Raw genomic sequence first — 22,872 nt, 5'->3', positions numbered from 1 at the left:
TGTGATCAAATACAAAGGGTAAGCGACTAAATCAAGTTAATTGTTGAGCTTAACTTGTAGCGAAATGCGGGATGATATAACAGAGCGCTGCTAACGAGTTGTTGCCCACTCCAAGTACGGCGATGGAGCAATAAGCAGGGTTCATGGTGTGCCATTTTTAGCTGTTCTAATATTTTTGAGTTAGCAATAATCGCTTCAACACTGTGTTCGATAGAGCTTAATGGGCATGATTTAAAAAGATACTCCGTCGGAGTGAATTGCTTGAAGTCTTGTTGCAAATATTCAGGGGCGCACAGGGGGTTAACCCAACGCTTTTCGAGTTGGATTGGCTGATTATCCGCAAGGTGGAGAATCTCGCTGTAATAGACGTTCGCGCCTAGTTTTATTCCCAGTTTGGTTGCTGTCGCTTCATCGGCAACAAGTTGCTTTTGCTGCAATATCTGATTGCTGTAGTGCTTGCCTCTAGCGATGATTTCATCGGCGATGTTACGAATGTCCGCCAAAGGGGATTCGGATTTTTCAGCGGGTTGACAGACGAAAGTGCCCAAACGAGGGGTACGCTCTAAGCGACCTTCGTTGACTAAATCACGAATGGCTTTGTTGACGGTCATCCGACTGACGTTAAATTGCTCAGTGAGCTCAAGTTCCGTCGCAATACGATCGCCAGTTGCCCAGTGACCAGAGTCAATTTGCTCGACAATGTAGGATTTAATTTGTTGATATAGCGGGCGTTGAGACATAGTAGATTCATTAAAAAATTGACTATACAAATGTAGTGCTCGCAACTAGATAAATGCAAGTGTTGGTTGGAAATTAGCCAAACGAATGAGACAAGGCTCAATCTAATGGTAAAGCACTTGCTTGGCTCCAACCAGATATGAGATACCCATTAATGAAAAACAGTCGTGATAAAAACAATCAATAAAGTCTCAAAGCAAAGTTTATTAAAGCAAAGTTTATTAAAGCAAAGTTTAGTAAAGGAAAGTTCATGTTTGGAAAGTTAAAAGCCTCTTTAGGTATTGGCGCAGCCAAAGTCGATACTGTTTTAGACAGTACGTTTGTCTATCAGGGTGACATGCTAAAGGGGACGGTCCATATTCAAGGCGGTGAGGTTGATCAGCACATAGATGCCATCAGTCTAAAATTATGCACAGAAGTTAAAGTGGAATCCGACGAAGGAGTCAGTTATCAAGCGTTTTTGTTGGGCCAATTGCATGCAGTGCAACCTTTCGTTATCGGTGCGAACCAACATAAGCAAGTGCCTTTTGAATTGAAACTGGATGACGAAACGCCAATCACCGCTTTAAATGCACGTAAGAATCAGTGTCATGTATGGCTTGAAACAACGTTGGATATCGATTTCGCAGTTGACCCTAAAGATCGTGACTTTGTCGAAGTAAGACCGCTGGCTGTGGTCTCAAAAGTGATTGCGGCTATCGAGCAAGGCGGATTTTCAATGGTCAAAGCGGATGTTGAAAAAGGCTTTTTGCGTGGACAAAACTTCAGTTCTAAATCAGGTTGTTATCAAGAAATTGAATTTAGCAACAACGCCTTTATCAATAAAAAAGAGATCGAGTTGTCGTTTATTTTGGAAGGAAGTTGGGTGCATTGTTTAGCAGAAGTGGATCGTTCACTTGGCATGCGTGGTGATCAATATCTTTCGTTTAGCTTGGCAAAAACAGCATCAGATGATGAGGTGAGATCCGCTGTGGCGCGTGTTCTCGCGATCTAGCAAACAACGTTCAATGATGCGTGTTAAAACGGTACCGATAAGCGAGCGTAAAGGCGACGTCGGTACTGTTGTCCGCATTAATACCATTCTCAATAACCGAAAATTCGATTGCTGAGCTGCGCATTTGATAACGATAGCCGAGGGTAAATTCCGTCGCGATGTCGGCAAAGCTGCCATCGTCATCTACGATCCCCTCGTATAGTGAAACTTGCACGACCACAAAATGATGCTCAAACCATTGATAACGGTAACTCATGCCCGTGCTCCAATTGTTCGAGCGATAGGGCATATGGGTAAAGTTGGTTGGCGTATCACGAAAAGTTTGGCTCAACGTTGCGTCAAAACCATGTTTGCCACGGCGATAACCATAGTTAACTTGAATGGCTTGCTCCCAATCACTATGGGCAAAGATCGCCTGCCCGATATCGCTGTAATAGAGACTTGCTCCGAGTGAAACCCCGTGATGTTGGCTTTGATACAGTTGATATTGTAAATAACCGAATAGGCCTTGGCTGAACACTTCGCCACGAAAGTCTCGTTGTTCAATTTGATATTCAGGCATATCGATTACGAAACGGTGTTTAGCAACCTCATCCCGACCGTTTTGATCAATCGAAAACCAATCATGAAAATCCATGATAAAAGAGTCTAAATGATTATTGGCAGCGTAATTCCAGCGATAACCTAACTCTGCTTGCCATAGCGGTGAAAGCTGCCATTTCCCCCCGAGTTGGAGCTGATTTTGGTAGTAGTCGAGTTGGTATTTGTCATTATTTGCCCAAATGCTAGCGAGAGTGAACGAACCATGAAGTTCAACCTCTTGCTGAGGCAGCGAAAAGCCAGAGCGTAATTGCGGCGCTAATCCATTGGTGATAAACGGGGATTGCGCATACGTCTGCAATGGGCCGTAATCAACATCTATATCTTCTAGAGCATGGCTGCATGCCGATCCAATCGCTAACACGATGAAGTAAATCGCTTTCACTCCAACCTCACACTTATTCTTATTGTTCTTGATAAAACTATAGTTTAAGAGTGTGTATGCAGTGAAATTGATGGAAATAAAAACAGGCTGTTAAGACAGCCTGTTTAGAAGGAAGAGAATACTTAGTGGCTGATTAAGCAGCGCTTAAGCGTGTGGTTATATAGGGCTGCCAAGCGTCTTGGTAGAGTTGGCGAGATTGGCGACGCATATTGTCAATTTGTGCGGTTTCAAACTGGCTAAGTGCACGCTGCTGGTGGTCAGCATTACGTTCAATACGTTGGATTTGCTCATACAGTTTATGCTCAGGGCCTGATTTTACATCGGCGATGGCTTTAAGATGGAGCTGAACTTCGGCGATTAAGTTGGTTTTTGGTAGTTGAACCAACACGTTGAGATCACGGTAGCCTGATGCTGCTGGTTGTTTAAAGCGGTTTTTCACACGTACAATCGTTGTTTCACGATCCAGAACTTCAAAGACTTCCATTAGGCTAGCCACATCATCAGCAACGATGGTTGCGCGGGCTAAATCGGTAATACGGTTTACTTGGCCATCTAACTCTAAAGCGACTTTTTCTTTTGCTCTTTGAGATGATTTAACACCAGCAAAATAGGCTTCGGTGTTGGTTAATAGGGCTGTACTTTTACAGATGGTTTCAAGTTCGAATTGTGCCTGATGCGCTTTGCTATAGAGCACATCAAAGTCACTGTAGGGTTGATTTGGAGTTTGGTTAGTCGATTTGATGCCGTACAAGCCACTTAAATTGTGCTTGAAGGCTTTCGAACAGACTTGATTTTGATTCGCGCTGCGACTGCCGTCATTACTTGGCGCTGCCACTGGAATCGCGGCAAAAGCTGGGGCGCGGCTTAGCATCAATAGCATCAGTGCCGTCGTGCGCAGGAATAAGCTCATTCACTCTCCTCAGAATTGTCGTTACTTAGAAAAAAGGGCAACTAAAGGCATAGCTACTAAGTAAAACAGTCTGTATATCCAAGTTCATCACTTGGTATATACCCTTTATGGGGGCAAGTGTTTGGAACTCAATCTTAACAGATTGTTATCGTTCAAAAGTTTTAACTTGCTCTCATTTCTGTGTAATTTGAGTCGCTTAACCTCAGTTAGTTCAGCCAAAGAATGTAACTAAGTATATCGACTCTAGATGAACAGAATCTGAAGGGAATGTTTAAATTTGGTCAGCTTTTGGTTAGGCTTAGCGCTTAAAAGTCAGCTGAGAAAAATTATAATGAACGATCCAGAGTTTTGGCACAACAAATGGGCCTCTAATCAAATTGGTTTTCACCTTGATGATGTCAACCCGCTGCTTATTCAATACTGGCCAATGACCAATCCAAGCTCAAGCGATAGTGTCTTTGTTCCTTTGTGTGGTAAGTCTGAAGATTTGGTTTGGCTTGCGACAAAGCATCAGGATGTACAGGGGGTAGAGCTTAGCAATATTGCGGTTAGAGCTTTTTTCGCCGAGCATTTTTATACACCGATGGTAATGCCTGTTGGAGGGCAACATGAACTGTTTCAGTTTGATGAGCTGTCCATTTATATCGGTGATTACTTTACGGCGCCAATCAAACCGGTTGATATCATTTATGATCGTGCGGCATTAATTGCATTGCCTGAAACGATGAGAGATGAATACGTCGCTTGTTTGAAAACACGTTTGAAGTCAGGTGGTCGTATTTTGTTGGTGAGCCTTGATTACCCGCAAGAAGAAATGGTGGGTCCTCCGTTCTCAGTACCGGAGCAAGAAGTGCTGCGTCACTTTAGTGAATTTAAAGTCACTAAGCTGTATCGCGATGAAGCAGGTGATAATCACCCTAAAAGAGCTCAAAAAGGCTTGTCTCGTTTTGCTGAGGAAGTCTTTTTAATCGAGAGTTGATTTCGGGTTGGATTAAAATGAATAACGCTTGCCACTCGGCAAGCGTTTTTTGTTTAAATCGTGGATGGGTGATGAATTAGTAGATCACCTTAACTTTACTGGCTGCCTCAACCGCATCTTCGATCGCTTGCTCGATACTATCACGACGCGTAATCGCCACACCTAAACGGCGGCGGCCGTCGATATCAGGCTTACCAAACAGGCGCAGTTGCGTTTGCGGGGCAGAAAGTGCATCAGCCATGCCTTCAAAACGGAGGTTGTTTGACGTACCTTGACCAAGGATTACCGCAGAAGCAGCTGGGCCTAATTGAGCGATGGTTGAAATCGGCATACCCGTAAAGGCGCGTACATGTAGGGCAAATTCAGACATTTCTTGCGACATCAATGTGACTAAGCCTGTGTCGTGCGGGCGAGGAGAGACTTCATTAAAGATCACCGTATCGCCTTTGATAAACAGTTCAACACCAAAAATACCGTATCCGCCTAAAGCATCGACGACTTTACCTGCTGCATGTTGCGCTGCATTTAATGCCGCAATCGACATCAATTGTGGTTGCCAGGATTCACGGTAATCGCCATCTTCTTGGCGATGACCTATCGGTGCACAAAAATGAATGCCATCAACAGCGCGAACCGTTAAAAGGGTGATTTCATAGTCAAAGTCGATAAAGCCTTCCACGATGACACGGCCAGCACCAGTGCGGCCACCTTCTTGGGCGTAATGCCATGCGGTTTCAACATCTGCGACCGTTTTAATAACGCTCTGGCCTTTGCCTGATGAACTCATTACGGGTTTGCAAACACACGGAATCCCAACCGCTTCAATTGCCGCCACGAAATCATCATAGTTATCAGCAAAACGATAAGGAGATGTGGTCAGTTGTAGCTCTTCAGCGGCAAGACGACGAATGCCTTCGCGGTTCATGGTCAGCTTGGTTGCCTTCGCCGTCGGTACCACGTTAAGACCTTGCGCTTCCAGTTCAACCAGTTTGTCAGTCGCAATGGCTTCAATTTCTGGAACGACATAAGCAGGTTGTTCTTTGGCAATAATCTCAGCCAGCGCGTCGCCATCCAGCATATCCAGCACATAACTACGATGAGCTACCTGCATCGCAGGGGCATTAGGGTAGCGATCACAGGCGATCACTTCTAATCCTAAACGGTGACATTCGATAGCGACTTCTTTACCTAGTTCACCAGAACCAAGCAGAAGAACACGGGTAGAGTTTTCACAAGTAGCGGTGCCAAACATACATAACCTTTCATCTAAAGATATCGAGAACTGGCACGAATCATACTGGATTAAACACAAAAAGCAAACGTTTGCTTTTTGTTGATTACACGGCTAATTACTTGTAAAACAAGACATGAAGCACAGTTTTATGAGTAGGGTATTTTTGAATGAATATTCATTGATCTAAAGCTACGTTTCGCTGCAAAAACAAGCGGATGATACGGGTTCACTATTAAAATCTCAGGAAGAGTTGTGACGTTATGCGTTCTTATTTTAAATATATAATCCCGGTGGTGATCCCACTGTTGATTCTTTTAATGCCGTTAAGTGCGTTCCCGTTTGAAGGGATTACTATTCTCCAGCAGCGCGTGATTGCCATTTTCTTACTCGCAGCTTTATGTTGGGTATTAGAACCCATTCCAATCTATGCCACGTCAGTGCTGATTATTGTGCTTGAGCTATTGATGCTATCGGATAAAGGTTTAATCTTTTTCCGCCTTGCCCAAGACGACCCCCAGTTTGGTGAACTGCTTAAATACAATGAAATAATGGCCACCTTTGCTAGCCCAATTATCATGCTATTTTTAGGTGGTTTTTTCCTTGCAATGGCGGCGACAAAATATCGTCTAGACGTCAACTTAGCACGTGTTCTTCTCAAACCATTTGGTCGTGACCCAAAATACGTCATGCTGGGCTTGATGCTCATCACCGCCATTTTCTCGATGTTTATGTCTAACACGGCAACGACGGCGATGATGCTCTCTATCTTAACGCCGGTGATTGCGGTTTTCGGCCCTAAAGATCCAGGAAGAGTTGCATTTGCATTATGTATTCCAGTTGCCGCAAACATTGGTGGTATCGGTACACCAATCGGCACGCCACCCAATGCGATTGCGCTGAAATACTTGGTCGGAGAGAACTACATTTCGTTCGGAGAATGGATGGCCTTTGGTGTGCCATTTGTGGTCGTGATGATGGCGCTGGCTTGGTTCCTGATTAATCATCTTTACAGTGCGGAACAAAAGACGATTGATCTTGATATTAAAGGTAAATTCCTAAAAACGCCGAAAGCAATCGTGGTTTACATAACCTTCGGCCTAACGATTTTGTTGTGGCTGATGGGATCAAGTCATGGCATGAACTCTTATACAGTGGCGCTAATTCCGGTTGCGGTGTTCTCATTGACGGGCATTATTAATAAAGAAGATTTGAAAAAAATATCGTGGGATGTGTTGTGGCTCGTTTCAGGCGGTATTGCTTTGGGTCTTGCGCTCGATAAAACCGGTCTTGCCCGTGAAGTGGTGCATAGCATCCCATTCGATGAATACTCGCCATATGTTGTGCTATTTGGTGCAGCCTTCTTGTGTTTGTTGATGGCAAACTTTATGTCCCACACTGCAACGGCCAACTTGCTGATGCCGATCATGGCAGCACTTGGTGCTTCAATGACCTCTTTGGCACCACTTGGTGGCGAAGTTACTCTAATTCTTGTGGTGACTTTTGCCGCATCATTAGGGATGTCGTTGCCAATCAGTACACCACCAAATGCTTTGGCTCATGCCACTGGTAATGTACAAAGCAATCAAATGGCACGTGTTGGCGTCGTATTGGGTGTTGTTGGCGTCGCATTGAGTTTTGTGTTGGTTTGGGTGCTTCACTTTGTCGGTCATATTGGCTAAGTGATGTATCAAGCAGATTTAAAGACTCTCATTGAACGCTATTTTAGCCAGCCTGAGCGTATCGTGCTGGTGGAAGCTGGGTGCACCCTGATTGAGCAAGACGGATCCAATGAACGTCTTTTCTATGTGTTAAATGGTGAGTTAGGCGGCTACTTTAGCGAAAATGGTGAAGATCTCACACAAGTGTTTTCTGCCGGACAGGGCGCTTTTATTGGTGTGCACAGTTTTTTCTCTGGTACGTGGACGGCCTCTTCAACGGTCATCGCGAAAAGTGATGTTGAACTGGCATGGATTGATCGAAATACCCAAGCGGTAGAAGAGGAGAACTATGGGCCTTTGACAGCTCAATTCACGCCAGTGATTGTCAACGAGTTATCGAGAAGACAGCGAAGAGTGACACAAGAAGCATTGGCGAAAGAGAAGGCTTTGCAAAAGCTCAATTTGGCTGAGCAGATGACCACTCTAGGTCAATTAGCCGCAGGGATTGCTCATGAGCTAAACAATGCAATTGGTGTGGTGAGCAGCAAATCAGAGCGGCTAGAAAATGTCATCATGTCGCTATTAGAAGAGGTTCACCCAGAAGCAAGTCAGTTCTTTGATTACGGCTTAATGCATGGGCAAAAAGTCTCGTCAAGTGAAGCGCGCAGTCGAGGCAAGCAACTTGAACAACGCTATGGCTTGGACAAGCTTATAGCGAAAGAATTAGCGCGTGCGCTGCCGAATGAGTCGATTTCGTCGCATTGGTTAAAGAACCCTCATGAAGCGATAAAATACTGGCAAATGGGGCGTGATCTGCATGATTTGCGCATTGCTTCGAAGCATACTGTTGGCATTGTAAAGTCGGTGAAGCAGTTAGGTAGAGCCGATGTTGAAACCGTTGAAGAGATCGATATAAACGAAAGCATTAACCGCGCAGTTTCATTATTGCAAAGTGATCTTCGTCGTGTCGCTGTGCGTATCCGGCCAGCCACATTGCCACTTTTTGTAGGTTCGCAAACGGAGTTGGTTCAAGTATGGGTAAACATTATTAAAAATGCCTGTGATGCAATGCTTGATGTTGATGAACCGGAAATAGAGATCCAAACAAGACACAGTAAAAATCGAATCTTAATCACCATTGCCAATAATGGCCCTGAAATAGATTCATCAACAAGACGCAAAATATTTGATCCAAACTTTACCACCAAGAAGGGCGGTTTATCGTTTGGTTTAGGGTTAGGGTTATCCATTGTGAGAAGAATTATTTCAGGCTACGGCGGAAGCATTGCGGTCAAGAGTGATGCAGACCTAACGATATTCAGAATTAAATTACCGATTGAGGATTAATATGGACAAGCTTAATGTGATTTGTGTTGATGACCAACGTGAGGTTCTTAGTGCCGTATTGCAAGATCTTGAGCCATTAACTGCTTGGTTAAATATCGAAGATTGTGAATCGGCTGACGAAGTGCTGCAGCTTATGGATGATCTCGACGCAGAAGGTGAGTACATTGCGCTGATTGTCTCTGATCATGTCATGCCGGGAAAAACGGGGGTTGAATTACTTTCAGAAGTGCAGCAAGACCGTCGTTTTGCTCATACTAAAAAGATATTGCTGACCGGGCAAGCGACACATACCGATACTATCAATGCCATTAATGCGGCGGGTATCAATCAGTATTTTGAAAAACCATGGCAAGCAGACGTATTGGTTGATGCAATTAAACGCTTGGTACTGAGGGATCCCCTCATAATTTCCCCAAAGCACAACCATGTTTGAATAGATTTTGAGCAAGCAGGGTTGCAGCCGCGAGCAAGTCTTCCCTCGTTATTGTGTAGCCAGAATGCCGCAAAACTTCCATCCCTAAGCGCACTGTTGAGAGTACATTTCGATTTTTGACAGTGTTAGCTTGGAAGTGCTTATCCCAACCTTGTTTCTGACCATGAACTCCAGCAAGCCAAAATGTCAGTTGAAGCATTAGGGCGATTAGCAGCATGATATCAAAGCGCTCTGAGCTGCTAGTTCGGCTATGACGGAGGCCTAAACCGTAGGCTGGGCTTTTCAAGTCTCGGAAGGTTTCTTCAATTTGCATACGCTTCGAGTAGAGCCTAACAAGTTGCTTTGGTGTTCGGATTTCAACGGGCAAGTTAGTCGCTAAAACCCATGGTTCTTTTGTCGAAGCGGAGTAGATTTTAGGTGACGGATGATGACAATTAGTCCGTGTCGAACGCTGATTTTTTCGGCCTTTAGGACGTGATTTATACAGTGCAATTTGACATGAAATTGGGTTGCTCTTAGTCAACCTCTTATAGCCTAAAGTCTTTGAGCGACTTGAGGATATGCTATGTAAGTTGCTGATAGGTTGCCAGTTTTCCGCACCTAAATCTGCATATTGCACTTTCCCTCTGACTCGACTTAACCAGTACCAACCTAGCTTTTCAACGGATTTATACCATGGCACTTTAAAGCCAGCATCACTGACAATGAGCGGTGTAGTGTTACTCGGTAGAATGCTTGCAAGGTCGGCTAGAAATTGGTCATGAGCCTTCTTTGAACATTGCTCTGAAAGCGGAAAGGCTTTCTCATAAAGAGTAATAGAACGACCATGTAGTGCCACCGAAGCCCGCAATACCATAAGCCGTTTTTGCTCACGAATATCAGACCAGTCAACAAGAACAATGGGCATCGAATTACCTGAACAGATAAAGCTGGCATGCCAACGGTATACAGCGAGTCGCTCTTTGTGCAAGTGACGATTACCTAACAATCTGTCGATTCGTTTGATGTTATGTTTTGTTCTGGCTTTCGTTGGCAGGTTACGACCAAGTTCGGTAAGAGTGAGCGTTTTACATTCAAGTAATGCGTGGCAAGCCAGCGTTAAACTGTTGAGTCGTTTTAAGTGCAATTCAGGGCAGAATTGGTAAAGAGAGTCGTGTAAAATATCGAGTTCGCACATCTTGTTGTCTGGTTATTGATTTTTCTCAGAACCATTTGATCACATGACAAGATGTGCATCTACCTTAAATTTATGATTTTTATCAAAATCATTAGGGGATTCCTCAGCGCTTGGTAACAATGTATATTTTTGATGTAGGTCTGGATTATACCGAATTGCATAGTCATCTTGATCAGCAAGTGGTATTGGAACGTTTAAGATAATAATGTGACCGCGTTAAATATTTTAACTTTGAAATATAAAGTATGCTTTTTTAGGTGAATGTAGAAACCAAGGGCTTAGTAAGTCCTTGGTTTTATTGCGGGAATTGGAATGGTTTGTGATACACTTTCAATAATCTGCGCAACAGATTTTGTTGTTTTTGCGATATTTGCACAGAAAAGAACCAAATGGACAATAAATTAAGGTAATGTTTGCGCGAGCGTAATATAATTCTCGCCGACTTATAATAATGATTTGAAGAATATTGTCTTGATGAAATACGATCCTAATAAATCAATTAAAATTTCAATAGACACCTTATCTATTGGCATGTTTGTAACAGCAATAGAGCACAGTAAGCGCGTTAATTTAGCCAATGCTGGACGTGTCGCAAGCGATAAGGCGATCGATCAATTAAGACAGAGTAACGTGAAGTTTGCTTGGGTTGACCGCGAGTTATCCGCTGATGGGTGCGAGTTCAAGCCAGTAGACGTTTCAGCCTCCAATCCAATCCCAAATCAAACCGTCTCTCCTGTATCAACGGCACCAAAAAGAAGTAGCCGATTTTCTCAGCAGCAGCGCGCCTCAAAAATTATTCGTGAAGCGAAAGGGCTTGCCCATAAGCTGATTAATCAAACTTTTGAAGGCAAAGTGATTGATGTTGCTGACATCGATAACTGGGCTGATGACCTGATTGAATCGGTGCTAACCGATTCAGATGCCTTGCAGTGTGTTTCTGCCTTACGTAACAAAGACAAATATCTGCTTGAGCACTCGGTTAATGTGGCCTGCTTATTAGTCAGTTTCGGCCAACATTTGAAGTTGCCCAAAGAGACGTTAAAACATATGGCCATCGGCGGTATTATCCATGATGTTGGTAAAATAAAAGTTGACGATGAAGTGCTGCATAAACCAGCTCGCTTGACGCCTGAAGAGTTTGAGCACATGAAATTACATCAGGTTTACGCCAAGCAAATTATTACTAACGTTAAAGGACTGAGTGATATTTCTCGCGATGTTTGTTTGATGCACCATGAAAAGTTAGATGGTAAGGGTTACCCTTCAGGTCTTGCTGGTGAGCAAATTCCAATACATGGTCGTATGAGTTGTATTGTCGATATATACGATGCACTCACATCGGATCGTTGTTATAAAAAGGGCATGAGTTCGGCAGAAGCATTTAAAATTTTGCTGAGTTTAACGCCTCATCATCTGGATAAAGATCTTGTCTATAAGTTTATTAACTGTATCGGCATCTATCCGGTAGGATCGATTGTAGAATTAAGTGATGGTCGTGTTGGGATTGTTTGGACATCCAACTTAGATGAACCGTTAAAACCCGAAGTAAAATGTTTCTATTCACGTAAGTATAAGCGCTATGTTGATGTGGCTTACATCGATCTTAAGCATGCACCGATTAAAATTGAACGTGCGATTGCGCCGCACAATTTAGAAGTCGATGCGACCCCCTTCTTTGATTTGTAATCATTACCGCATTGCTGTAGGCATATAAAACGGTTGATACAGAAAAAGGCGCATAATGCGCCTTTTTGTTGTTTGTTATCGAGGAGTGAACCTTTCTGAAAACAGTGCTTATACTGCTAGGTAAGCCAGTGGAATATCTGGATCAACCGCATCCAATGTTGCCTGAGTATAGGCAAGGTGGCTGATGCTACCGTCAACCAATTCAGCTAATGCTGCCGATTCAATATCCGCTAGTTGTTGTTTGTCTAAAAGTAATTGAACCATCGCGACTTGCAGTGGTGGAAGGCTAGGGTTAAATGCGGCGTTTTCCGCATAAGCACCGATATATTCCTTACCATCTTTCATACGCAGTGCCACACCACTTAGGTTTTGGCTGTATGGAGCATGACTCCGATTCAGTGCTGCAAGTGCTTTAACAACTAAAGGATCCTTTTCATCACTCTGTTTGCCGTGATCGACTGTGGTCATCAGGCCTGATTCAATTCCTAAATCACTTGGGCCAAAAGATTCTGGCAGGTATTCTTGCAAGGTTTTTTCGTCACGTTGTGGTAATTGCACCACCAACTCTTGAGCCGTGCTTAGTTCATTCATAAACTGTCGGCAGTGACCACAAGGGCTAAAGTTGATGGTGATATCTGAAATGCCTTGTTCGCCTTTCATCCATGCGTGACTAATGGCTGATTGTTCAGCGTGAACAGTTTGACCAAGTTGAGCGCCAATAATTTCCATATTTGCACCGAAGTACAACTTACCCGATAGGCCACGAACAATCGCACCGACGTAAAAGTTAGAGATAGGTGCGTAAGAGTAGGCAGCCGCAAAAGGAAGCAGGGCAACACGTAACTCAGCGTCTTCTAATCCTGATAGTTCGAGTAGTTTATCAAATTGCTCACAGCTCAATGTAGCGTCATAGTTGTCCGCTAGTAGGATAGGTGCGAGATATTCGGCAACGTTCGATGGAATATCAGCCAGCGCTTGTTCGATACGGCTTCTCATAGTGAATCCTTGTTAGATCAGTCATTCGCTCTTAGTTAATACAGCTAAGGCGTTGGCTACCCATTTTATGATCGAAAAGAGATATTTCCGAGATTTAAATCACATTAATTAATGCAACAGCGTTTAACATTTCACAATTAGAGTGAGGTCACACTATGCGACCTCACTAATGGGGGCGAACTTCGGATTAACCGTGCAGCCAAACCGCGAAAGCAAAGAACATGGGCGCTAAAACTGAGGTTAAAACGCCGCACAACACCAACGCAAGCGAACTAAACGCAGCATCTTCACCGTCTTTTTCAGCGCAAGTAGCGGTCCCAAGCGCATGGGAAACCGTTCCCATGGTTAAGCCTTTAGCAATAGGGTGAGTGATGTTAAGTAAGTTATAAATTGGATAGGCGAGAATGGCCCCAAACAAGCCAACAATCAGCACTAATATTGCAGCAATTGCAGGTTCGCCGCCCAAATTACGCGAGACTTCCATTGCGATGGGGGTGGTTACAGATTTACCCAATAGGCTAGCAATCAGCGACATGTCTGCTTGCATGTAGACTGCGATAACACTGGCAGTAAACATCGACATCACGGAGCCTACACTACATGCCAACATGATGATGCGCCAATTCGCTCGGATCTGTGGTAACTGTTCGTAAAGTGGGTAAGCTAATGCCACCACAGCAGGTTGCAGTAAAAAACTGATCCATTGATTGTCGGCATAATAAGTTTCAAACGGAATTTTGCAAAATATCAATAGCGGGATCAAAATGCCAATACTGATCAGCAAGGGATTCATCAGGGGTGTATTGCATTTACGGCTTAGCCAACGGGCGAAGAAAAACACCACGACAGTAACAATCAACCACATTATTTGTTCCCCTTCTTAAGTAAGCGATCAAGAAAGAGCCCGAGAGTCACCAGAACGATCAGCGTACCACCAACAGCACTGGCCAAAATTGGCAGCGCGTTATGGATTAGGGTGTCGAAGTGTTCCATTAAGCCAACACTGATAGGAACAAACAGCAAAATCATGTAACGGATAAACAAGTTAGCACTCGGCTTAACCCAATCCGATGAGACAAGGCCACTGGCCATTAAAGCAAAAAGAATTAGCATACCAATGATGCTACCAGGTATTGATGTACCAACCAGTTGTTGGATATTGGTGCCCGCAAGTAAGCAGAGGAATATTAACCCCATGGATACTGCGTATTTTAAAAACGTTTTAGCCATATTTTTAGCCGTAAGCGAAGAACGGTGTTGAAGAGCTTGTCGATTACGAAACAAGCTTCTCTACGTATTGATACACAGATTTTAATAGAGTGATTTTCTTTGTATCACTTTCATGTTCGTGAACTAAGTTTTCAAAATTTAGCATGTACTCGTCCATGCGACTTTGGAAGTAGTCCTGGCAGTGGCTATTCCAACGAAGTTGTTCTTGCTCGGTGAGTGTCCATGGGAAGTTACGCGCACGATAACGGAACAATAGCGGTTCGATACGCGCATCGCTGAAGGTGATATCAAGCGCCGCTAAGTGCTCAGGTTCGGTTTGACGAACAATGTCCATCGCAGCGCGATCCGCGGGTGAAAAGAATCCATCATAAAGTTGAGTATCAACGTCAGCGCTCTTTTCATATTCACGTTCAACAGCGAACAAGCCAATCAATTTTTCTCGGATCTCTGGGTGTTGACGGAGCACTTGTAAGTTTTGTAAGCACTGTTCACGATCGATACCAATCTTGTCGGCATTTTCTGCCGTCAGTGTTTTCGCAGGGGCAAGAATCGGACATTTGTTCAAATGCACCAGCTTCACAGGAACGGGCAACTCATCAGGAGCCAAATCACTGTGTTTGGTATATAGGCGCTCTTTCAACGCATTCTCATCCAGATCGAACAATACTTGCGGATCTTTGGCGAGATCAACCACAATAACTGCATTTTTATTGGTTGGGTGCCAAGCGACAGGCACAATCCAGCTGGTATAGTTGCATTCACGGCCAAGCATTCCCGAGACATGCATCAGCGGGGTCATATTGACGATATCGACCAATTCGTTGAGCTTGCGCTTATGACGCATGGTAAGGAAGTAATCAAACAGTTTTGGTTGTGCGGCTTTGATTTTTTTTGCCAGTTCGATTGTGGCGATAACATCAGCCATCGCATCGTGCGCATTGGCGTGTTCAATGCCGTTTGCCACAGAAAGGTGCTCAAGTTTGAAGCTAATATAGCCTTCGTCGTTTTCTGGCCATTCAATACCTTCAGGGCGTAAAGCATGGCAAGCACGCATCACATCGAGTAAGTCCCAACGTGAGTTACCGTTTTGCCAGCTCCACGCATAAGGGTCAAAGAAATTGCGGTAACAAGTATAGCGCGTTACTTCGTCATCAAAACGAATACTATTGTAACCAAGGCTAATCGTGTTTGGCGTTGCCAATTGTTCATGAATTTGGCGGATAAATTCAGGCTCGATCAGGCCTTTACTTGCAGCCAGTTGGGGAGAAATGCCGGTAATCAGTGCCGCTTCCACTCCTGGCAAATAGTCTGAGGGTGGTTGGCAATAGATGACAAGAGGCTCGCCAATAATATTAAAGTCCATGTCCGTGCGTACTCCCGCAAATTGGCTTGGGCGATCTTTGGCTGGGCTGGTTCCCCACGTTTCATAATCGAAGAAGAAAAACGTCGGTTGGTGCTCTTGTTGCATGCTATCTACCATGGTTTAAAGGCTTTTTTACTATTAGACCACTGAGTGGTGCGCTTAGCAATCAAGTCGCGAGAGTTCGGCTACTTTGTGTGCCTTCTAAGCGTAGCAGCCTGCAGACTTAGCTTCTTGTTATGTTAATGAGTAACAACGAAAGGAAGCCAAATTCAAGATAGGCCGAGGGGAAAAACCACTAACCCCATCAGGGTTAGTGGCAAATGATCACGCTTGAAGCGCTATGGTGGCTTCTATTTCAATATGCAGATCAGAATCAAATAGGTGTGACACTTCGACCAGCGAACAAGCTGGCAAATAGCCTTGGTAAAAATCGGAAAGAATTTCACGAATATGGGGCAGTTTGCTGATATCACGCACGAATACCGTCAATTTAATCAAATCACTGCGAGAGCGTTTTTCTTGCTCTAAAATGGCGCCAAGTTGCGCTAACACTGCTTTGCTTTGTTCAATCAAATTTGCCTTTTGATCGGGAGTACCAAAGGCGGTCAAACCCGAAACATACAGCGTATCATTGTGCTTTGTCGCGTGAACGTAGGGTCCAGCCGCGCTTGGCAAACACTCATAATTAATCCTTTGTACCACTTTATTTCCTTACCTTAGAAAGTTGCCTTACACGTGTGATGATAACGGTCAATGTTCGTGTGAATTCAGCACGTGAAAGAAGCAACAAAAGCCAAATATGCGCTTGATTGTGTCATAGGTGAGATTAAATAAATTTGAGAGCCGTCATGATAACGCGATGAAAAATAGCGATTTTCATACCAAGTTGGCGCAAAGATACCGTTGGCGTGTTGAAAATGATTTCAGATGTGACTCTCAAAGGCACGCGTTATTGTCAACTTATATGCATTTACCAATATGATGGCGGTAGTCGATTTATAAGGATCTATCATGCAACAGTTTAGCGGCATATTTACAATGTTGATGTTGTCTTTTGTCATCCTATCGGGTGACGCAGCAGCAAGAGAGTTCAATAAAAGCAAGTTAGACGATTACCTTTCCTCACTGAATGATGCAAATAAGGTGATGCTTAGCATCGAAATTACGGAGAGAGGCGCAGTAACGTATCGTAATCAAACCGGTTACGTTGATATAAAGAAGCATTTTTTCACCCAAGATGATTACATTCCCGCGAGCCCAAATACACGTTATAAAATCGCCTCAATAACCAAAACCTTTACCGCGACACTCATCTTTCAATTGATCGAGCAGGGAAAACTGCAACTATCAACGCCTTTATCGCAGTTCTATCCGCAAGTACCTAATGCTGAAAACATTACTGTAGATGACTTGCTCTCTCATCACAGCGGAATCGTCAATTTTCTTGATCAGGAAGCGTTTTATAGCAATATCAAAAGTGACTATACGCTTGCTGGATTGGTTGAGTTAATTGCCAGCTATCCGGCCCGTCCTTACGCGATGAGAGATTTTCGCTATTCCAATTCAAATTACATTTTGCTGACGGGGATTATTGAACAGGTAACAGGCAACACATACGAACACGCGCTATACCAGCAGATTATCGACCCACTTAAACTCAGTGATACTCAGTATTGCTCGGGAGCGAAAGGGTGTGAAGGCTACGCACAATCGTATATTCACTACGACCAAGGCATTGTGACTGCAGATGAATGGCCGAAAACAACCTTTATGGGGACCGGTGGGATAACATCGACACCGACAGACCTCAATCGATTCAATCACGCTCTGTATCAAGGTAAGCTAATTTCTGAAGCGTCACTTAAATACATGAAAGGGGAGATGGATTATCGCGGTAAAGGTTTAGAAGAGATCTATTTCCATTCCCGAACACTTGTTGGGCACGGTGGTTTGCTCGAAGGTTTTAGGACACTGCTTGCTTACCTTGAAGACGACGCGTTGAGTATCGCGATTGCGTGTAATTTGAATGATATGGAATTGAGGATCCTACTGATTGAGATACTTGATATCTACTATGAATCAGAGTGAATTTTGCAGCGAACGTGTTTAGCCGATGCGGGATAAACCGCATCGGAGTGGGGACGAGTTCTAATTTACGTCGCTACTTGTACTTGTTAAGCAGTTGTCGCATCGCGACACTATCAATAATCTCAACAGAACGAGCCTGCTGACTGAATGAGGCGTACAGCATTGCTCGGGCAACCAACTCGGCTTTAATGGGAATGAGACGAGCCAAGCGACCAATCATAACGGGACGGAAGATTTTTAAGATGCCTTGCAATAAGGTTTCATCCCACCTTGGTGTATCGCGTAATCCGACTAAAGGGCCGGGCTGGACAAAAGTCAGGTTTTCAAAGCCAAGATTCTCAAGCGCCAGTTCCATCTTACCTTTGCAGCGCAGATAGTGAGAAGAGGAGCGTGGATTCGCACCATAACTTGATACCACGGTGAGATTTTTTACCCCGAGTAGAGCCATGTTTTTCGCCACATCGCAAACAAGATGATAATCGACCGCTTCCAAGGCCGATTTTGAACCTGCTTGTTTACGAGTTGTGCCCAGACAAATATAGCCTTTTTCCGGTGCGGGCTTGCTGTCATCCCAATCGATGACACGCAATTGCGGATCACGCAGTTCTTGCAGTTTAGGGTGAGTAAACGCCAGTCCCTTTCGAGTGAGCGCGTAGATATGATCGATCGCTCGCTCTTCGAGCATCAGCTTGAGTAGTTCGGTGCCAATTAGTCCAGTTGCACCCGCGATGATGACGATCTGTTGTTTTGCCATGACAGATTCTCCAATTTTCTTTTGGGTTAAGAATCGGTCATCTCGGGTGATAAGTCTATGAGGTTGCGCAAAAAGCCAATCTTTCGATTGGCTTTAATTTTAGTTTACTCTTTGTTAATGCAGGCTTTATTTACGTCAATGATAGCGGCACACTGCGTTTTTTGTCCTGCTTTGGCTTGGCAGGCTTAGGTTTGTTGCGGTTTTGATTGGCAAACATATTTGTTTCCTCGCTTCACAGTACATCTCATCACGTTGAGTGCTTTTAAAGAGAGCGTTATCGGCTAAAAGTTTTTTGCTCAGCGCGATGCGAGTTTCACAATCAACGTAATAGAACATGCTTAAATCAAGCCAATAAACTTAGTGAATAAAAACAGTTAGATAGAGTTTTTAGTGCCGTCATTTCTCATTTTGATTCTTAAAATAGATAGATGGGATGGTAAAGATCGAAAGTTGATACCACTACCTTCAATAATTTTGCTGTTCTATTTTGATGGTTCTTGATTTTGTTGGTACTAGAGAGCGGAGAAAAAATGGATTATGAAGGCGACAATACGAATAATCACGCCAAAATGGTGATAACGGATTGATTTGTGGCTGGAACTGATAGGATTCGCTAGAAAACACAGTGATACAAGGAGTACACTGATTTAAGTAACGTATTTTAAATATGTAATAGATAATTCTATTAGTAACAGGGACGTCTATGAATATTGATATGAGTGCGCTTGCGCCATCGCAAGTGTACCATCTGTTGACTCAAACGATCATTCCACGTCCAGTGGCGTGGGTACTGACTGAATCAGACAGTGAAAATTATAACTTGGCGCCATTTTCTTATTTTACCGCTATTTCCAGCCAGCCACCGTTATTGATGTTTTCGGTTGGCAATAAGCCTGATGGTGAAATGAAAGATACAGTTCGCAACGTGCTAGAGACCGGTAAGATGGTCATTCATATTGCTAGCATTGACCTTGCCGAGGCTGTCACGCTAAGTGCGGCGACATTGCCACATGGTGAATCCGAAGTAGAAGCCGGTCGAATCGAATTGTGTGAGATGGAAGATTTTGAACTCCCTCGCGTAAAAGATTGCTCAATTGCCTTCGGCTGCAAACTTTATGAAATAAAAGAAGTTGGCGATTCTCCTCAGCATTTGGTTTTTGCCGAAATTGAACAAGTTTTCGTCGATTCACAAATCATTGCTCAGCGAGAGGACCGTTTAGAAATTGACGCGATGAGCGTAAATCCGCTTTGCCGTCTTGGTGGTACAAATTACGCGATGTTAGAAAAAACATTCTCCATAGCCAGACCGAATTAAGTAGTAGCGAATCATGTTAGATAAATCTCATTCAGATGCCATTTGGCAGAAAATTAACAATAAAACCAAACCTTTGGGTTCATTAGGCAAGTTAGAGCAGGTAGCCCATAAGTTGGCTATGATTCAAGGACAGGGTAAGGGTGACGTTGTCACTAAGATAAAAATCAAGAAACCGACTGTCATCGTATTTGCTGGCGATCATGGGATTGCTCGAGAGGGCGTAAGTATTGCGCCACAGGAAGTGACTCAACAAATGGTGAAAAACTTCCTGGCGGGTGGTGCGGCGGTGAACTGTTTTTGTCGTACCAATGACGTTGACTTGCTAGTGGTTGATGCGGGTATGGTTGAGCCGATTAAAACCGACTCGTCATTGTTGGTTGAGCAGCGTTTAGGGACGTCCACTGAAAACTTTGCTCACAAACCCGCGATGACTAAAGAACAGGTTGAACAGGGCTTAGCGTTTGGTGACAAAATCGTTAAACAAGTGGTCGATTCTGGCTCCAATCTAATTATGTTTGGAGAAATGGGGATCGGTAATACCAGCAGTGCCGCGGCTATCTTAGCAGCGTTGTCACGTCGTAGTGTTGAGAAGTGTGTGGGCTTAGGCACGGGCATTAATGATCAACAAATGCGTAAAAAGCGCCAATTTGTCCAATTAGGCGTGAATCGCTGCCGTGGTCAAAACGTTCAAGAGATTTTGCGCCAAGTTGGTGGTTTTGAAATCGCACAAATGGTCGGCGCGTTCTTGGCGGCGGAAAAATACAACACCCCTGTGATTGTTGATGGTTTCATCGCTACAGCGGCGGCTTATGTGGCTGCTAAGATAAATCCAGCATGTCGTGAGTATATGATTTTTGCTCATCAATCTCATGAGTCAGGACATAAATTTATGTTGCAAGAACTTGCAGCAACCCCATTGTTTGACCTTGCTTTGCGTTTAGGTGAGGGAACGGGTGCAGTATTGGCCGTACCTCTAATTCGCTCTGCTGCTGAGTTTTACAACCACATGGCCAGTTTTGACCAAGCTGGAGTCGAGATGTAATGCGTAAAGCGGCGCAATACCAACTCCAGCTATTTTGGCTGGCGTTGGGGTTCTTTTCTCGTTTACCTATCCCAAGTGATACCCCTTATTCAGAACAACGAATGAATCAAGCTGGACGCTATTTTGGCTTGGTGGGCGTGTTACTTGGTGCGATCTGCGGTCTGATATTCCTATTCTGTACTTTTCTTTTTCCAACTAGTGTGGCCGTCTTACTGACGATGGCGATAAGCCTATTGCTGACTGGCGCTTTCCATGAAGATGGTCTAACTGATATGGCGGATGGCATTGGCGGGGGGATGACTTTAGAGCGTCGGCTCTCCATCATGAAAGACAGTCGTATTGGAACATACGGTGCCGCAACGCTGGTTATGGCGCTGCTAGCCAAGTTCGTATTATTGAATGAACTTGCCTTAGTCAGTCAATTAGTCGTGGTTATTATTGTCGTTTATACGCTTAGTCGCTGCGTGGCCGCATCGCTGATTTATGATATGCCTTACGTTGCCGATCTCGATAGCAGCAAAAGCAAGCCGTTAGCCAATAGACAAAGTAAAGCGGACTTAGCGATTTTGATCGCCACCGGCGTATTGAGTAGCTTGTTGTTAACACTTGGTTTGGCTGCGCTGTTGCTTGTTTCTGCGGTAGTCTTTCGTCATCTATTTAAAGCATGGCTTATCAAACGTATTGGCGGTTTTACCGGAGATTGTTTGGGCGCTGCGCAACAATTGATGGAACTGCTAAGCTATCTACTTATTCTTGCTTGGTTTACCCATACACTATGAGTCTTCATTTAATTTTAGGCGGCGCTCGTTCGGGCAAATCGAGTTATGCTGAATCTTGTGTTCTTGCTGATGTAAAACACCGTCGTCACTATGTCGCCACCGCAACCCAAACAGACCAAGAGATGTCGCAACGAATCGCTCATCATCAAGCAAGACGTGATGAGTCGTGGCAGTTACACGAGTGTCCAATTGCGGTTGCTGACTTAGTCTCGAACTTTACATCGCAAGATATTGTGTTGATTGATTGCCTTACTTTGTGGATGAGTAACATCATTTTTGAGCACGGTAAAACTGCAGAGGAAGCGGCGATCAATCAACATGTAGCGCAACTGGTTGGTGCGTTGAGCAATAGCCCGGCAACGATTATTTTGGTTTCAAATGAAGTTGGCCTAGGGATTATCCCAATGGGTGAAGTTACCCGTTTGTTTGTTGATCATGCCGGATGGATGAACCAAGCGATCGCCAAAGTAGCCGATAAGGTTACCTTTGTTGCGGCAGGCTTACCGATGACACTGAAAGGCTAGCACAATGAAAAGTGTCAATATCTACTTACTGCGACATGGTAAAACGCTTGGCGAAGCCGCGCTCAACGGCCATACCGATGTGTTGGTGGCAAGTTCAGTGCAGCAATCTATCTGCAGCGGTTTACTTAAAATAAATCTACCGTTTGAACATGTCGTTAGCTCGCCGCTGCGCCGCTGCCGAGACTTAGCCATGCGTTTAGTGGTTGAGAAGCCTTGTTTGAGCCTGCAAGTCAGCCCTGAATTTCAAGAGATGGATTTCGGCCAGTTTGATGGTGTGCCATTTGACCAGCTTAGTCAGCAATGGCCAATGCTGGAGCGGTTTTGGCAAGATCCGGTCAGCCATCCATTGCCTGGTTCAGAGTCGATTGACGCGTTTTATCAACGTATATCTGATGGATGGCAAGCATTAGCACAGAGTGCAGAGCAAGACACCTTATTAATCGCCCATGGTGGCTCAATCCGAATGATTTTAGCCAATACCTTGGGCTTGGATTGGCGTAATCCAGCACTATTTTCAACGCTACAGATCGCCAATCAATCCATTTCGCATATAAAAATTACCCACGCAGATAAAATCTACGTTCAAATTTGTTCGATCGGTACACCGCTCTCTGGGTTATCGCACGCTTAAAGGAAAGAA

Annotated in this window: 22 protein-coding genes and 2 pseudogenes; 13 read left to right on the top strand and 11 right to left on the bottom strand. The window is 44.2% G+C overall.

Annotation, left to right across the window (positions count from 1 at the left end; genetic code table 11):
* Positions 1–26 precede the first annotated feature (26 nt).
* Positions 27–740 (bottom strand): histidine utilization repressor, encoded by a 714-nt coding sequence (gene hutC, locus RJD38_RS14635; protein ID WP_005597578.1) that lies wholly within the window; start codon positions 738–740, stop codon positions 27–29.
* A 248-nt stretch (positions 741–988) separates the two neighbouring features.
* On the opposite strand from hutC, the gene RJD38_RS14630 reads away from it, so the two are divergent.
* Positions 989–1,732, top strand: coding sequence for a sporulation protein (locus RJD38_RS14630; RefSeq protein WP_065430319.1), 744 nt, complete (start codon positions 989–991; stop codon positions 1,730–1,732).
* Positions 1,733–1,742: 10 nt separating this feature from the next.
* Here the strand turns inward: RJD38_RS14630 and RJD38_RS14625 are convergent, their stop codons facing one another.
* Both RJD38_RS14625 and RJD38_RS14620 read right to left on the bottom strand, forming a co-directional pair.
* The gene (locus tag RJD38_RS14625) at positions 1,743–2,717 is read right to left on the bottom strand and encodes a DUF3187 family protein (RefSeq protein ID WP_065430320.1); all 975 of its coding nucleotides are present in this window, start codon (positions 2,715–2,717) and stop codon (positions 1,743–1,745) included.
* Positions 2,718–2,850: 133 nt separating this feature from the next.
* Positions 2,851–3,627, bottom strand: coding sequence for a RelA/SpoT domain-containing protein (locus tag RJD38_RS14620; RefSeq protein WP_005597575.1), 777 nt, complete (start codon positions 3,625–3,627; stop codon positions 2,851–2,853).
* A 331-nt stretch (positions 3,628–3,958) separates the two neighbouring features.
* Here RJD38_RS14620 and RJD38_RS14615 point away from each other — a divergent pair, with 331 nt between their 5' ends.
* Complete coding sequence (locus tag RJD38_RS14615; RefSeq protein WP_065431090.1) at positions 3,959–4,606, top strand: thiopurine S-methyltransferase; 648 nt, start codon at positions 3,959–3,961, stop codon at positions 4,604–4,606.
* 76 nt (positions 4,607–4,682) lie between these two features.
* Here the strand turns inward: RJD38_RS14615 and purT are convergent, their stop codons facing one another.
* Entirely contained in the window at positions 4,683–5,858 is a 1,176-nt protein-coding gene (gene purT, locus RJD38_RS14610; RefSeq protein WP_065430321.1) for a formate-dependent phosphoribosylglycinamide formyltransferase, read from the bottom strand.
* A 242-nt stretch (positions 5,859–6,100) separates the two neighbouring features.
* Between purT and RJD38_RS14605 the strand changes: the two genes are divergently transcribed.
* The 3 genes and pseudogenes from RJD38_RS14605 to RJD38_RS14595 all read left to right on the top strand — a co-directional run.
* A complete protein-coding gene (locus tag RJD38_RS14605) occupies positions 6,101–7,519 on the top strand; it encodes an SLC13 family permease (protein ID WP_065430322.1) in 1,419 nt (472 codons plus the stop codon).
* A 3-nt stretch (positions 7,520–7,522) separates the two neighbouring features.
* Complete coding sequence (locus RJD38_RS14600; protein WP_005597571.1) at positions 7,523–8,845, top strand: ATP-binding protein; 1,323 nt, start codon at positions 7,523–7,525, stop codon at positions 8,843–8,845.
* A gap of 1 nt (position 8,846) precedes the next feature.
* Positions 8,847–9,233, top strand: a pseudogene (locus tag RJD38_RS14595) (response regulator); the annotation flags it as partial.
* Positions 9,234–9,246: 13 nt separating this feature from the next.
* Here the strand turns inward: RJD38_RS14595 and RJD38_RS14590 are convergent.
* The gene (locus RJD38_RS14590) at positions 9,247–10,455 is read right to left on the bottom strand and encodes an IS4 family transposase (protein WP_032073033.1); all 1,209 of its coding nucleotides are present in this window, start codon (positions 10,453–10,455) and stop codon (positions 9,247–9,249) included.
* Between the two features lie 110 nt (positions 10,456–10,565).
* Between RJD38_RS14590 and RJD38_RS14585 the strand changes: the two are divergent.
* Together RJD38_RS14585 and RJD38_RS14580 are read left to right on the top strand one after the other, a co-directional pair.
* Positions 10,566–10,658, top strand: a pseudogene (locus RJD38_RS14585) (response regulator); the annotation flags it as partial.
* A gap of 271 nt (positions 10,659–10,929) precedes the next feature.
* Positions 10,930–12,141, top strand: coding sequence for an HD-GYP domain-containing protein (locus RJD38_RS14580; RefSeq protein WP_065430323.1), 1,212 nt, complete (start codon positions 10,930–10,932; stop codon positions 12,139–12,141).
* A gap of 108 nt (positions 12,142–12,249) precedes the next feature.
* Here the strand turns inward: RJD38_RS14580 and cdd are convergent, their stop codons facing one another.
* The 5 genes from cdd to RJD38_RS14555 all read right to left on the bottom strand — a co-directional run bounded on the left by cdd (position 12,250) and on the right by RJD38_RS14555 (position 16,432).
* Entirely contained in the window at positions 12,250–13,137 is an 888-nt protein-coding gene (cdd, locus tag RJD38_RS14575; RefSeq protein ID WP_065430324.1) for a cytidine deaminase, read from the bottom strand.
* Positions 13,138–13,324: 187 nt separating this feature from the next.
* A complete protein-coding gene (locus RJD38_RS14570; RefSeq protein WP_005597565.1) occupies positions 13,325–14,002 on the bottom strand; it encodes a CidB/LrgB family autolysis modulator in 678 nt (225 codons plus the stop codon).
* Positions 14,002–14,367, bottom strand: coding sequence for a CidA/LrgA family protein (locus RJD38_RS14565; RefSeq protein ID WP_005597563.1), 366 nt, complete (start codon positions 14,365–14,367; stop codon positions 14,002–14,004). The genes RJD38_RS14570 and RJD38_RS14565 overlap by 1 nt, the downstream gene beginning before the upstream one ends.
* Before the next feature lie 43 nt (positions 14,368–14,410).
* On the bottom strand, positions 14,411–15,835 hold the full coding sequence (gene sbcB / locus RJD38_RS14560) for an exodeoxyribonuclease I (protein ID WP_005597561.1): 1,425 nt from the start codon (positions 15,833–15,835) through the stop codon (positions 14,411–14,413).
* A 219-nt stretch (positions 15,836–16,054) separates the two neighbouring features.
* Complete coding sequence (locus RJD38_RS14555) at positions 16,055–16,432, bottom strand: RidA family protein (protein WP_005597559.1); 378 nt, start codon at positions 16,430–16,432, stop codon at positions 16,055–16,057.
* Between the two features lie 309 nt (positions 16,433–16,741).
* Here RJD38_RS14555 and RJD38_RS14550 point away from each other — a divergent pair, with 309 nt between their 5' ends.
* Entirely contained in the window at positions 16,742–17,818 is a 1,077-nt protein-coding gene (locus RJD38_RS14550; RefSeq protein WP_065430325.1) for a serine hydrolase domain-containing protein, read from the top strand.
* Positions 17,819–17,891: 73 nt separating this feature from the next.
* Here RJD38_RS14550 and RJD38_RS14545 read toward each other — a convergent pair whose 3' ends face one another.
* Complete coding sequence (locus tag RJD38_RS14545; RefSeq protein ID WP_005597547.1) at positions 17,892–18,572, bottom strand: nucleoside-diphosphate sugar epimerase; 681 nt, start codon at positions 18,570–18,572, stop codon at positions 17,892–17,894.
* Between the two features lie 703 nt (positions 18,573–19,275).
* Here RJD38_RS14545 and RJD38_RS14540 point away from each other — a divergent pair.
* From RJD38_RS14540 to RJD38_RS14520, 5 genes are read left to right on the top strand one after another with little or no spacing between them, the layout of a single operon-like run.
* Complete coding sequence (locus tag RJD38_RS14540; RefSeq protein WP_005597544.1) at positions 19,276–19,887, top strand: flavin reductase family protein; 612 nt, start codon at positions 19,276–19,278, stop codon at positions 19,885–19,887.
* Positions 19,888–19,900: 13 nt separating this feature from the next.
* On the top strand, positions 19,901–20,929 hold the full coding sequence (gene cobT, locus RJD38_RS14535; protein WP_065430326.1) for a nicotinate-nucleotide--dimethylbenzimidazole phosphoribosyltransferase: 1,029 nt from the start codon (positions 19,901–19,903) through the stop codon (positions 20,927–20,929).
* The gene (locus RJD38_RS14530) at positions 20,929–21,708 is read left to right on the top strand and encodes an adenosylcobinamide-GDP ribazoletransferase (protein ID WP_065430327.1); all 780 of its coding nucleotides are present in this window, start codon (positions 20,929–20,931) and stop codon (positions 21,706–21,708) included. Before cobT ends, RJD38_RS14530 begins: the two co-directional genes overlap by 1 nt.
* Positions 21,705–22,232, top strand: coding sequence for a bifunctional adenosylcobinamide kinase/adenosylcobinamide-phosphate guanylyltransferase (cobU, locus tag RJD38_RS14525; protein WP_065430328.1), 528 nt, complete (start codon positions 21,705–21,707; stop codon positions 22,230–22,232). Before RJD38_RS14530 ends, cobU begins: the two co-directional genes overlap by 4 nt.
* A 4-nt stretch (positions 22,233–22,236) precedes the next feature.
* Positions 22,237–22,863, top strand: a complete 627-nt coding sequence (locus tag RJD38_RS14520) for a histidine phosphatase family protein (protein WP_065430329.1) — start codon at positions 22,237–22,239, stop codon at positions 22,861–22,863.
* Positions 22,864–22,872 lie beyond the last annotated feature (9 nt).

It is taken from the genome of Vibrio scophthalmi (assembly GCF_040869025.1).
Classification (GTDB): domain Bacteria; phylum Pseudomonadota; class Gammaproteobacteria; order Enterobacterales; family Vibrionaceae; genus Vibrio; species Vibrio scophthalmi.
This window is presented reverse-complemented; position numbering and strand designations above follow the sequence as displayed.